At 71.5% G+C, this 12384-nt stretch carries 9 protein-coding genes; 8 read left to right on the forward strand and 1 reads right to left on the reverse strand.

The features are described from left to right. Positions 1–42: 42 nt before the first annotated feature. From Q4C85_RS04045 to yicI, 4 genes are all read left to right on the forward strand, one after another. On the forward strand, positions 43–1335 hold the full coding sequence (locus tag Q4C85_RS04045) for an ABC transporter substrate-binding protein (protein WP_303139837.1): 1293 nt from the start codon (positions 43–45) through the stop codon (positions 1333–1335). Between the two features lie 96 nt (positions 1336–1431). Beyond that, complete coding sequence (locus Q4C85_RS04050) at positions 1432–2391, forward strand: sugar ABC transporter permease (RefSeq protein ID WP_303139840.1); 960 nt, start codon at positions 1432–1434, stop codon at positions 2389–2391. 1 nt (position 2392) lies between these two features. Further along, entirely contained in the window at positions 2393–3253 is an 861-nt protein-coding gene (locus Q4C85_RS04055; protein ID WP_303139843.1) for a carbohydrate ABC transporter permease, read from the forward strand. A gap of 43 nt (positions 3254–3296) precedes the next feature. Continuing rightward, positions 3297–5570: an alpha-xylosidase gene (yicI, locus tag Q4C85_RS04060; RefSeq protein WP_303139845.1), complete on the forward strand. Its 2274-nt coding sequence runs from the start codon at positions 3297–3299 to the stop codon at positions 5568–5570. A 120-nt stretch (positions 5571–5690) separates the two neighbouring features. Here yicI and Q4C85_RS04065 read toward each other — a convergent pair whose 3' ends face one another. Next, positions 5691–6938 (reverse strand): ROK family transcriptional regulator, encoded by a 1248-nt coding sequence (locus Q4C85_RS04065; protein WP_303139847.1) that lies wholly within the window; start codon positions 6936–6938, stop codon positions 5691–5693. A gap of 69 nt (positions 6939–7007) precedes the next feature. Between Q4C85_RS04065 and xylA the strand changes: the two genes are divergently transcribed. The 4 genes from xylA to Q4C85_RS04085 all read left to right on the forward strand — a co-directional run bounded on the left by xylA (position 7008) and on the right by Q4C85_RS04085 (position 12325). Next, the gene (gene xylA, locus Q4C85_RS04070; protein ID WP_303139851.1) at positions 7008–8189 is read left to right on the forward strand and encodes a xylose isomerase; all 1182 of its coding nucleotides are present in this window, start codon (positions 7008–7010) and stop codon (positions 8187–8189) included. A gap of 85 nt (positions 8190–8274) precedes the next feature. Beyond that, complete coding sequence (locus Q4C85_RS04075) at positions 8275–9738, forward strand: xylulokinase (protein ID WP_303139854.1); 1464 nt, start codon at positions 8275–8277, stop codon at positions 9736–9738. 187 nt (positions 9739–9925) lie between these two features. Beyond that, on the forward strand, positions 9926–11494 hold the full coding sequence (locus Q4C85_RS04080; RefSeq protein ID WP_303139857.1) for a xylulokinase: 1569 nt from the start codon (positions 9926–9928) through the stop codon (positions 11492–11494). Positions 11495–11569: 75 nt separating this feature from the next. After that, on the forward strand, positions 11570–12325 hold the full coding sequence (locus Q4C85_RS04085; RefSeq protein ID WP_303139859.1) for an L-ribulose-5-phosphate 4-epimerase: 756 nt from the start codon (positions 11570–11572) through the stop codon (positions 12323–12325). Positions 12326–12384 lie beyond the last annotated feature (59 nt).

A 12384-nucleotide genomic window follows, 5' to 3' on the forward strand; every position in this document is an offset into this window, starting at 1 on the left:
CCCACGCACCCACCACCATTCTCAACGGAGAGGTAACCCATCATGAAGCGCAGGGACTTCAACGCACTCCTGGCCGTCACCGCCGCCTCGGGCCTGCTGGGCTTGACCGGCTGCTCGGGATCGGACTCGGGCTCAGACACCTTCGTCATCTGGGACTACGAGTCCGATGACTCCGCCATGGGCCAGGCCTGGGCCCGTGCGGTCGAGATCTTCAAGGACAAGCACCCCGAGATCACCGTCAAGCTGGAGTCTCAGACCTTCGAGCAGCTCCAGAAGAACGCCAAGATCGTTCTGACCGGCGACGACGTGCCGGACATCATGGAGTACAACAAGGGCAACTCGACCTCGGGACAGCTCGCCTCCCAGGGCCTCATCGAGCCGCTCACCGAGCAGGCCACGGAGCGGGGGTGGGACAAGGTGCTCTCCGCCTCCCTGCAGACCACGGCCCGGTACAGCGAGGATGGCCTCATGGGGACGGGCGAGTGGTACGGCGTCCCCAACTACGGCGAGTACGTCTTCGTGTACTACAACAAGGACATGTTCGACGCGCACGGCCTGGCCGTGCCCACCACCCTGGCCGAGCTCGAGGCGGTGTGTGACGCCTTCGTGGCCGCCGGACAGGTCCCGCTGGCCGAGGCCGGTGCGGAGTACCCCATGGGCCAGCTGTGGTACCAGCTCGTCCTGGCCCACGCCGACCGCTCCTTCGTCGACGCCTACCAGCTCTTCGACGGCGAGGTCGACTGGACCGCCGGGCCCATCAAGCAGGGCACCGACAAGCTCGTCGAGTGGATCTCCAAGGGCTACATCGCATCCGACATCGCGGGCCTGACCGCCGAGGACATGGGCACCGCCTTCATCGCGGGCACCTACCCGATCATGATCTCTGGCTCGTGGTGGTTCGGGCGCCTCGTGTCGGACATGACGGCGACCTGGGACCAGTTCCTCTTCCCCGGCACCTCCCTGCACCCGGGCTCCTCGGGCAACCTGTGGGTGGTGCCGACCAACGCCAAGAACAAGGAGCTGGCCTACGAGTTCATCGACATCACCCTGTCGGATGAGATTCAGGCGATCCTGGGCGACAAGGGCGGCCTGCCGGTGAGCGGAGACCCGGCGACCATCACCGACGAGCGCACCCGCGTCATGACGGAGAACTTCGCCACCGTCAACGACGAGGACGGCCTGGCCTTCTACCCCGACTGGCCGGTGGCCGGGTTCTACGACCAGCTCGTCTCAACCATGCAGTCCCTCATCAACGGCTCGGCCACCGGTGAGGCGGCGATGACCGAGCTCGGCGCCGCCTACGAGGAGGGACGGACCGAGCTGACCGGCGAGTGACCGGAGGACGGCGGGGGCAACGCCGCCCCCGCCGTCGCCACCCGCCGCCCCGACCGCCGGCACCGGCGCCGTCGACCCCACTGAAGAAGGCATGCCATGACCACGACCACCGCCCGGTCCGACCGGGACGCGCGCCGACTCACTCGCCGCAAGCCGTGCGACCGGCGCACCGGCTACCTGCCCTACCTCCTGCCCGGCGCGATCTCCTTCACCGTCATCATCATCGTGCCTCTGGCCCTCAACATCTGGTACTCCCTGCACAAGTGGAAGGGAGGTATGGCCCCCAAGCGCTTCATCGGCCTGCAGAACTACGTCGACCTCATGGGCGATGAGGACTTCTGGGCCTCCTTCGCCAACTCCCTGTCGATGATCGTGGCGATGGTCATCATCCCCACCCTCATCGGGCTGGTGCTGGCCGCAGCGCTCTTCGACTACGTCGGCAAGCACTTCTCGGCACGCACCGCCTCGACCCTGCGCGCCATGTACTACCTGCCCCAGATCCTGCCGGTCTCGGTGGCCGGGATCGTGTGGAACTGGATACTCAACTCCCAGACCGGGGCGCTCAACGTCATCCTGCGTGGCCTCGGGGTCAACGATCCCCCCAACTGGCTGGGATCGACCTCCACCGCGCTGCCCTCGGTCATGCTCGTGCTCATCTGGATCCAGATCGGCTACCCGACCGTCATCTTCATGTCCGCCCTCCAGCGCGTCGACCCCGAGCTCTACGAGGCCGCCGAGCTCGACGGCGCCGGATGGTTCACGCGTTTCCGCGCCATCACCGTCCCCCAGATCCGGCCCGAGACCTATGTCATCGTCCTGACCTGTACGATCGCCGCCCTCAAGGTCTTCGCCCCGATCTACGTGCTGACCCGCGGCGGCCCGGAGAGCTCGACCCTCGTGCCCTCCTACTACTCCTACCTCAACTTCTTCGACACCTCGAAGGTCGGCTACGGCGCCGCCATCGCCACCGTGCTCACACTCGTCATCATTGTCGTCGCGGGCGTCATTCAGTTCCTCCAGAACCGCAGTGCGCGTCGCGACGAGGAGGGCCGCTGACATGACCACCGCACCTGCTCCCCGTACCAGCGACCGCTTCCACCGCGGCGCCATCCGTTGGGTCGTCCTGGCCGCCGTCGGGCTGGGGGCCCTGCTCATGATCGCGCCCTTCGCGCTCATGGTCATGAACGCCTTCAAGTCCCCGGCCGACTACTCCTCCGGCAGCCCCCTGTCCCTGCCCACCGAGCTCTACACTGACGGCCTGGCCTACTTCTGGGGACGCGTCAACTTCCCCGTCAAGCTGTGGAACTCGGTGTGGACCTCGGCGCTCGTGGCGGTGGCGGCCACCTTCCTGTCGCTGTTCAACGCCTACGCCCTGGGCGTGGGTCGCGTCCGGGGCCGGGCCTGGATCATCGCGGTGTTCATGATCGCCAACATGCTCCCCCAGGAGGGACTCATCTACCCCCTGTTCACGATGGCCCAGGAGGTGGGCCTGACCGACAACCCGTGGTCGGTCGTCATCATCTTCACCGTCATCCAGTCCGCCTTCGGCACCTACCTGCTGGCCTCGGTCCTGGGGACCTTCCCCAGGGCGCTGCTCGAGGCCGCCGAGCTCGACGGCGCCGGCCGCTGGCAGATCCTGTGGCGGGTCGTCTTCCCGATCGTCCGCCCCACGATGAGCGTGCTCATGATCTTCTTCTTCATCTGGACGTGGAACGAGTTCTTCATCCCCCTGGTCATGCTGACAAGCAATGACAACCAGACCGTGCCCATCGCCCTGTCCAGCCTCCAGGGGGACCGCATGCTCGACGTGCCCACGCTCAACGCCGGGGCCCTGGTCTCCCTCGTGCCGACCTTCTTGTTCTTCCTGTTCTTCCAACGCACCCTGACCCGGGGAGTGACCGCCGGGGCAGTCAAGTAGCGACAGCCCGCGCCCGCGTGCGCGACGACCTCAAGGAAGGCTCATGAGATTCTCCAACGGATACTGGCTCGACCGTGACGGCTACACCCTCCAGCGCGCCCGGGGGCTGCTCGACCTGGCCGTGGGGGCAGACGGCGTCGTGCGCGCCCACGCCCCGGTGCGGCCGGTCGCCGGCCGTGGCGACACCCTCAACGTCGGCCTCATCGAGGCGGCCTACACCGCGGTGGCCGACGGGGTCATCCGGGTCGACCTGCTCCACCACGCCGGGGCCCCCGAGCGCGGGCCGCGCTTCGAGGTGGCCCACGACCCCGGCTTCAGCGGCAGGGTCGAGGCCGGCGACGGTGTCGTCACCCTGTGGGCGGGACAGCTGAGCGTGACCCTGCGCGAGGGCCCCGACTGGACCGCAGCCTTCTCGTGGGCCGACTGCGACCTGACCGCGAGCCCGGGCCGGGCGGTGGCGCATGTGGTGGGGCCCGACGGCACCTGCTACATGCGCGACCAGCTCGCCCTGCGTCCCGGTGAGCGCGTCTACGGCCTGGGGGAGCGTTTCGGGGCGCTGACCAAGAACGGCCAGAGCATCGACATCTGGAACGAGGACGGCGGCACCTCCTCCGACCAGGCCTACAAGAACGTCCCCTTCTACCTGTCCAGCGCCGGCTACGGGGTGTTCGTCGACCATCCGGGCGGGGTCTCCTTCGAGGTGGGCAGCGAGGTCAACACCCGGTGCCAGTTCTCCGTCGAGGGCGAGCGACTGTCCTACTACGTCATCGCCGGTCCCACACCCAAGGAGGTGCTGCGCCGCTACACGGCCTTGACGGGGCGGGCGCCGATGGTGCCCACGTGGTCCTTCGGCCTGTGGCTGACGACCTCCTTCACCACCGACTACGACGAGGGGACCGTCACCTCCTTCATCGAGGGCATGGAGGAGCGCGACCTGGCCCTGAGCGTCTTCCACTTCGACTGCTTCTGGATGCGTGGCTTCCACTGGTGCGACTTCGAGTGGGACCCGGCGACCTTCCCCGACCCGGCGGCGATGCTCGCCCGCCTCCATGAGCGCGGGCTCCAGGTCTGCGTGTGGATCAACCCCTACATCGCCCAGCGCTCGGCCCTGTTCGCCGAAGGCGCCGAGCACGGCTACCTCGTACGCCGGACCGACGGCGGGGTGTGGCAGACCGACATGTGGCAGGCGGGCATGGCCCTGGTCGACTTCACCAACCCCGAGGCCGTCGCCTGGTACCGCGCCCGGCTGGCCGGCCTGCTGGAGATGGGGGTGGACTGCTTCAAGACCGACTTCGGTGAGCGGGTCCCCGTCCGGGACGTCGTGTGGCACGACGGCTCCGACGCCGAGAAGATGCATAACTATTACGCCCACCTGTACAACCGGACGGTCTTCGACCTGCTGCGCGAGGTGCGCGGTGAGGGCCAGGCCGTGCTCTTCGCGCGCTCGGCCACCGCCGGGGGCCAGCAGCTGCCGGTGCACTGGGGCGGGGACAACGAGTCGACCTTCGCCTCGATGGGGGAGACCCTGCGCGGCGGGCTGTCCCTGGCCAGCTCGGGCTTCGCCCACTGGAGCCACGACATCGGCGGCTTCGAAGGCACCCCCGACCCCGAGGTGTTCAAGCGGTGGCTCGCCTTCGGGCTGTTGTCCTCCCACGCCCGGCTGCACGGATCGGGCTCGGTGCGCGTGCCCTGGGCCTTCGACGAGGAGTCGGTGGAGGTGGCGCGGCGCTTCATCGACCTGCGGCTGTCCCTCATGCCCTATCTCTACGGGCTGGCTCTTGAGGCCCACGACACGGGGGCACCGCTCATGCGCTCGATGTTCCTGGAGTTCCCCGAGGACCGGGGCGCCTACGACGTCGACACCCAGTACATGCTCGGTGGGGAGCTGCTCGTGGCCCCCGTCATGGACGCCGCGGGCCGGGTGGAGGTCTACCTGCCCGAGGGGGTGTGGACCTCCTGGTGGGACGGGTCGACCGTCACCGGCCCGCGCTGGGTCCGCCAGACCCACGCCGCCGACAGCCTGCCGCTGTACGTGCGTCCCGGCGGCGTGCTGCCGGTGGCCTCCGGCTGCCGACGGCCCGAGGACGACTGGGTGGTGGGCCTGGTCCTGCGCTGCTTCGAGCCCGCCGAGGGCATGGACCGCGAGGTCGTCGTCCCTGCCCACGACGGCGTGGAGGAGGCGGTCTTCCACCTCCGGTGCCAGGGGGGCGTCCTGCGTGCCCGGGCCAGGGGCGCCCGCGGTGCCTGGGCGCTGGAGGCCGGCGGCAGGCGCGTGGAGGCTAAGGGCGACGGCGCCGTCGAGCTCGCCCTGTCCTGAGGCTGCCGCCCCGGTTGCCCCCGCCCCGACCCTTTCCGGTCGCGGGCGGGTCGGGCCCGGGGGGAAGGGGTGCAGCAGGGCCCGCGGGTGGGCACATGCGCCGTGGCCGGAGTCCCGGCCTCAGATGTGTGAGGCCGGGTCGGCGACGACCTCCTCCAGGAGCGACCATGCCGCCCCGGTGGCGCCGTCGCCCTGGTCGGACGGGGCGGTGAGGATCCGCGGCGGGGCCCACGGCGCGGCCAGGACGCGGCGGTCGATCTCGGCGGCCAGCTCGGGGCCGAGCACCTCCGCCAGCGGGGCGAGGTGACCGCCCAGGACGACGATCGGGATGTCGAGGATGTTGATGGCGGCCGCCAGCCCGGCCCCCAGGGCCCGGGCGGCGCCGGAGACGGCCTCACGGGCGCGCGGCTCGCCGGCCCCCCAGGCCGCGATGAGCCGCGAGGGGCTGGCGGTCTCGGGCAGGCCCGCCGCCGCCAGGACGTGGCGCCGCCCGGCGTAGCGCTCCAGGCAGCCGCGGTTGCCGCAGCTGCACCGCGGGCCCGCCGGGTCGACCTGGACGTGCCCGATCTCCCCGGCGAAGCCGTGGGTCCCGCGCATGACCCGCCTGTCGCGCACGATGCCGGCCCCCAGGCCGATCTCCCCCGACAGGTAGATGTAGGAGGGCCAGGCGTGGGCCGCGGCAGGCCGGTGGCGCCCGACAGTCAGCGCCCCGAAGTCGGCCTCGTTGCCCAGGCGCAGGCCCAGGGCGGCGGGCTGGAGGACTCCGGCCAGGTGAGGCCGCGGATCGATCTCGTGCCAGCCCAGATTCGGTGCGCGAAGGAGGGTGTCGTGCGAGACGAGCCCGGGCAGGGCGAGCGCGGCTCCGACCAGGCGGGCCCGGCGGACCTCCTGGGCTGCGAGGACCTCGCCGATAAGCCCGGCCAGCCGTGCCAGCACGACCGTCGGGTCGGAGGCCTCGAAGTCGTCGAGCACCTCGGCCTGGCTGAGGACCGCGCCGGCCAGGTCGACCGCGCGCACGGTCATCCGCGAGACGTTGACCTCCATGCCTAGGGCCGCGAAGGTGCCCCGCGCCGGGGTCAGGGGGACTGCCGGCCGCCCGGGGCCCACACCCGCCACGGGTGCCAGCTCGGCCAGGAGGCCGGAGGCGACGAGCTCGTCGGCCAGCCGTGAGGCGGTTGAGCGTGTCATCCCCGTGGCTGCGGCGACGTCGGCCCGGGAGACGGGCTCGGCCGAGGCGAAGACGTGGGTGGCCAGGAGGGCGAGGTTGGAGGCGCGCAGGCTCGACTGCCTGGCAGAGGCGGCGTCGGGGCGCGGACGGGCTGCGCCGCGGGCGGTGGGCGGCGCAGGGAGCCTGCGTGGTCGGGACACTCCTTGACTCTATCGCACCCCCCACGCTATAGTTGCACCGAAGAACAAATATGCCTCAAGGAGGAGACCATGGTTCGCACGCCCACCAAGGAAGACAAGTTCTCGTTCGGGCTGTGGACTGTCGGGTGGCTGGCGGCCGACCCCTTCGGTGCGACCACCCGCCGGGCTCTCGAGCCCTGGGAGTACGCCGAGAAGCTCGCTGAGCTGGGTGCCTGGGGCGTGACTTTCCACGACAACGACGTCTTCCCCTTCGAGGCCACCGACGCCGAGCGCGACCGGATCGTCGAGCGGCTGTCCCAGGCGTGCAGTGGCGCCGGGCTGACCATCGAGATGGTGACGACCAACACCTTCACCCATCCGGTGTTCAAGGACGGGGGCCTGACGAACAACGACCGGGCCATCCGCCGCTTCGGGCTGCGCAAGATCCTGCGCAACGTCGACCTGGCGGCCGAGCTGGGTGCGACGACCTTCGTCATGTGGGGCGGGCGCGAGGGCGCCGAGTACGACTCCTCCAAGGACCTGCACGCGGCTTTGGAGCGTTACAAGGAGGGGCTGGACACGGTCGCCGGCTACATCAAGGACAAGGGCTACGACCTGCGCATCGGCCTGGAGCCCAAGCCCAACGAGCCCCGGGGCGACATCTTCCTGCCCACCGTCGGTCACGCCCTGGCCCTTATCGCCGAGCTTGACAACGGCGACGTCGTGGGACTCAACCCCGAGGTCGGCCACGAGCAGATGGCGGGCCTCAACTACACCCACGGGCTGGCCCAGGCCCTTCACGCCGGCAAGCTCTTCCACATCGACCTCAATGGACAGAAGGGCATCAAGTACGACCAGGACCTCGTCTTCGGCCACGGCGACCTGTTGTCGGCTTTCTTCACCGTCGACCTGCTTGTCAACGGCTTCCCCGGAGGCGGCCCGCGCTACGACGGTGCCGTCCACTTCGACTACAAGCCTTCGCGCACCGACGGCATCGACGGGGTGTGGGAGTCGGCGGCCGCCAACATGTACATGTTCCTCCGCCTGGCCGACAAAGCCCGCGCCTTCCGCGCCGACCCGGCCGTCCAGGAGGCCATGCGCCGCTCGGGCGTTTACGAGCTGGCCGAGCCCACCCTGGCTCCCGGCGAGACCCTGGCCGATCTCCTGGCCGACCGCTCGGCCTACGAGGACTTCGACGCCCAGGCGGCGGCCGAGCGCGACTACCACTACGTCGACCTGCACCACAAGGCCGTCCAGCACCTCATCGGCTGACGGCGGGCGGGCCGCCGGCCCCGGCGGAGGCCCGCGACCACCTGCTGCCCGGCCGAGTCCCGGACACCTCACGGAAGGAATCCCCGTGCCCCTCGTCGCCGGCGTCGACTCCTCGACGCAGTCCTGCAAGATCGTCATCCGTGACGCCCTCACCGGCGCCCTGGTCCGACAGGCCCGCGCCGCGCACCCCGAGGGCACCGAGGTCGACCCCGGGCACTGGTGGACGGCCCTCAGGGAGGCGATCGACGCCGTCGGCGGGCTCGACGACGTCGCCGCCCTGAGCGTGGCCGGGCAGCAGCACGGCATGGTGGTGCTCGACGCCCAGGGGGAGGTCATCCGCCCCGCCCTGCTGTGGAACGACACCCGCAGCGCCGCAGCCGCCCGCCGGCTCATCGTCGAGCTGGGCGGGGGCGACGAGGCCGCGGGCCGCCGGGCCTGGGCGCGGGCCGTGGGCAGCGTGCCCGTGGCCTCCCTGACCATCACCAAGCTGCGCTGGCTGGCCGACCACGAGCCCGAGGCCGCCAGCCGCATCGCCGCGATCTGCCTGCCCCACGACTGGCTGACGTGGCGGCTGTCGGGCGCCCGCGGCCTGGACACGCTGGTCACCGACCGCTCCGACGCCTCGGGCACCGGGTACTTCGACGCCGTGACGGGCGACTACCGCCGTGACCTGCTGGCCCTGGCCCTGCGCCGTGAGGTGGACGAGGTCGAGGGGATCGTCCTGCCCCGGGTGGCCGGGCCCGGTGAGGTCGCCGCCCGCGGGGGAGCGCGGGTCGACGGCAGGGACCTGTGCCACCTCGTGCTGGGCCCGGGCTGCGGCGACAACGCCGGAGCCGCGCTCGGGCTGGGGCTGCGTCCCGGGCGGACGAGCGTGTCGCTGGGCACCAGTGGTGTCGTGGCCGCGGTCTCGGCGGCCCCCAGCCACGACGCCTCGGGTCTTGTGGCCGGCTTCGCCGACGCCACCGGCGCCTACCTGCCGCTGGCCTGCACCCTCAACGGGGCGCGGGTGCTCGACGCGGCCGCACGGGTCCTGGGGGTCGACCATGCCGGGCTCGACGCCCTGGCGCTGTCCGCCGAGCCCGGCGCCGGCGGCCTGGTCCACGTGCCCTACCTCGAGGGCGAGCGCACCCCGAACCTGCCCGGGGCCACCGGGGTGCTCACCGGGATGACCCTGGGCTCGCTGACCCCGGCCAACTATGCGCGCGCGGCGGTCGAGGGGCTGCTGTGCCTCATGGGTGCCTGTCTCGACGCCGTGCGCGCGCAGGACGTCGAGATCGCCGAGGTCTCCCTCGCGGGGGGCGGGGCCCGCTCGGCGGCCGTGCGGGCCCTCGCGCCGGCCGTGCTCGGCGTGCCCGTCGACGCGCCCGCCCCGGGGGAGTACGTCGCCGACGGCGCCGCGAGGCAGGCCGCCTGGGTCCTGGCCGGAGGGGAGGAGCCCCCGGCCTGGGAGCCGGCCGGCGTCGAGCGTCTGCGCGCCGAGCCCCAGCCGCAGGTGCGCGCCGCCTACGACGCCGCCGCCGCGCTGGTGGCCGGGGCGCAGGCGGGCTGACAGCTGCGGCCCGCGGCCTCCCGCCCCGGCCGGCACCCCGTGCCTGAGCTGCGCGTCGCCATGGCGCGGACACTTGACTCCCGTCATGTGAACGTTCACAATCAGGGTGCGCCACCTTCGTCGCGCCCCGCGCACGGGGCAGGCAGGAGCGCGGCATCGTCGCAGATCAGCAATGGAGCAGATCACCATGACCCCTGCAGCCTTCGACCCGACCCGCACCGCCCTGGGCATCGAGCTCGGCTCCACGCGCATCAAGGCCGTCCTGGTCGACGACTCCCACACGGTCATCGCCTCGGGAGGCCATGAGTGGGCCAATGAGCTCGTCGACGGCGTATGGACCTACTCCATGGAGTCCGTCGAGGACGGCCTGCGCCAGGCCTACGCCGCCCTCGCCGCCGACCTGGAGCGTCGCACCGGTGCGACCCTGAGCACCGTGGGGGCGCTGGGCATCTCGGGCATGATGCACGGCTACCTTCCGCTGGGCGCCGACGGTGAGCTCCTCACCCCCTTCCGCACCTGGCGCAACACCTTCACCCAGGAGTCCGCGGCGGCGCTGACCCGCCTGCTGGGGCTCAACATCTCCCAGCGCTGGTCGGTGGCCCACCTCCACCACGCCCTGACCCACGGTGAGGAGCACGTCGATCGCATCGAGCGACTCACCACCCTGGCGGGCTACGTCCACCTCCGGCTGACCGGACGGCACGTCGTGGGCGTCGGGGAGGCCTCTGGCATGTTCCCCATCGGACCGGGCGGCGATGGCTTCGACCCCCAGATGCTCCAGGCCTTCGACGCCGCGGTCCAGGCGCCCTGGTCTCTGGCCGACATCCTCCCGGAGGTCGCCATCGCCGGACAGGTCGCCGGCACGCTGAGCGAGGAGGGCGCCCTCCTGCTCGACCCCACCGGCACGCTGCGTCCGGGCATCCCGCTGTGCCCGCCAGAGGGCGACGCCGGCACCGGGATGGTGGCCACCGGTGCGGTCGCCCCGCGCACGGGCAACGTCAGCGCGGGAACGAGCGCCTTCGCCATGGTGGTCCTCGACGAGCCGCTGCGCAGCCTGCACGAGGAGGTCGACCTGGTGGCCACGCCCGCCGGCGCCCCGGTGGTCATGGTCCACTCCAACAACTGCACCTCGGACCTCAACGCCTGGGTCGGCCTGTTCGCGCAGTTCGCCGAGGCGATCGGGCACCCGGTACCCAGGGACGAGCTGTTCGCCGTCCTGCTCGGCGCGGCGGGCGAGCACGCCTACACCGAGGGCCTGCTCGCCTACAACTTCCTGTCCGGTGAGCACCTCCTCGAGCTGGCCGAGGGGCGTCCCCTGGTTGTCCGGCGGCCCGAGGCCGACCTGACTCTCGGTGGCCTTTTCCGCGCCCACCTGTTCGCCGCCTTCGCCGCGATGAGCCACGGCCTCCACGTGCTGCGCCGCACCGAGTCGGTGCCGATCGACTCGATGGTCGCCCACGGCGGCATCTTCCGCACCCCCGGCCCTCCCCAGCGGGTCCTGGCGGCCGCGTTCGACACGCCCGTGTCGGTCGGTGCTGCGGCCTCCGAGGGCGGGGCCTGGGGGATGGCGCTGCTGGCCTCCTTGACGGCCTGGGGCGCGGGACGGTCCTTGGAGGACTACCTCGACGGCGTCTTCGCCGACCTCGAGGTAGTCACTGTCGTCCCCACGCAGGCCGAGGTCGCCGAGTACGACCGTTACCTGGAGGGCTTCGTGCGCGGCCTCGAGCTGGAGCGGGCCGCCATCGGCCTCCTGTGAGTCGTGCCCGCGCACCCGACCGCGCCGGTGCCCCCGATGAATCTCGAAAGACTCCGAGATGAGCAAGGAGACCGCATGTCCGCTCCCCGTACCCCGATCGTCCTGTCCGAGCTCGACGCCAACCTCCGCGAGGCGGTGGCCCGCACCCGGGAGCGGGTCGCCGCCCTGCACGCCGAGCTGCCCCGCTGGGGCCTGGTGGTGTGGACGGCGGGGAACGTCTCGGAACGGGTCGTCGTCGACCGCGGCGCGGGGCGGGAGGCGACCGACCTGTTCGTCATCAAGCCCTCGGGGGTGACATACGACGAGCTGAGCGCCCAGACGATGGTCGTGTGCACCCTCGAGGGGGACAAGATCGACGACGGCACCCCGGCCGCCCTCGCCCCGTCCTCCGACACCGCCGCTCACGCCTACGTCTACCGGCACATGGACCGGGTCGGCGGAGTGGTCCACACCCACTCGACCTACGCCACCGCCTGGGCCGCCCGCCGCGAGCCGATCCCCTGCGCCCTGACGATGATGGCCGACGAGTTCGGCGGAGAGATCCCGGTCGGCCCCCTGGCGCTCATCGGTGATGACTCGATCGGCCGGGGAATCGTCGAGACCCTGTCCGGCTCGCCGTCACCGGCCGTCCTCATGGCCAACCACGGTCCCTTCACCATCGGTGCCGACGCCCGCGCCGCGGTCAAGGCGGCCGCCATGTGCGAGGAGGTCGCCCGCACCATGCACGTCGCCCGCCAGCTCGGCGAGATCGTCCCCCTGCCAGGCGACGTCGTCGCCCGCCTCCACGACCGCTACCAGAACGTCTACGGCCAGCCCTCCGACCGGTTCTGAGGCCGGCCCCGAGCCCAGCCAACCACGCCCGCGCCCATGCCGGGCCGGACACGCCCAAC

It is taken from the genome of Actinomyces sp. (assembly GCF_030524025.1).
Classification (GTDB): domain Bacteria; phylum Actinomycetota; class Actinomycetes; order Actinomycetales; family Actinomycetaceae; genus Actinomyces.

What these genes read in the sequence shown, in the direction of transcription:
- Q4C85_RS04050 (WP_303139840.1), top strand. Translation starts at nt 1,432, where the DNA reads ATGACCACGACCACCGCCCGGTCCGACCGGGACGCGCGCCGACTCACT.
- Q4C85_RS04085 (WP_303139859.1), top strand. Translation starts at nt 11,570, where the DNA reads ATGTCCGCTCCCCGTACCCCGATCGTCCTGTCCGAGCTCGACGCCAAC.
- Q4C85_RS04045 (WP_303139837.1), top strand. Translation starts at nt 43, where the DNA reads ATGAAGCGCAGGGACTTCAACGCACTCCTGGCCGTCACCGCCGCCTCG.
- yicI (WP_303139845.1), top strand. Translation starts at nt 3,297, where the DNA reads ATGAGATTCTCCAACGGATACTGGCTCGACCGTGACGGCTACACCCTC.
- xylA (WP_303139851.1), top strand. Translation starts at nt 7,008, where the DNA reads ATGGTTCGCACGCCCACCAAGGAAGACAAGTTCTCGTTCGGGCTGTGG.
- Q4C85_RS04080 (WP_303139857.1), top strand. Translation starts at nt 9,926, where the DNA reads ATGACCCCTGCAGCCTTCGACCCGACCCGCACCGCCCTGGGCATCGAG.
- Q4C85_RS04055 (WP_303139843.1), top strand. Translation starts at nt 2,393, where the DNA reads ATGACCACCGCACCTGCTCCCCGTACCAGCGACCGCTTCCACCGCGGC.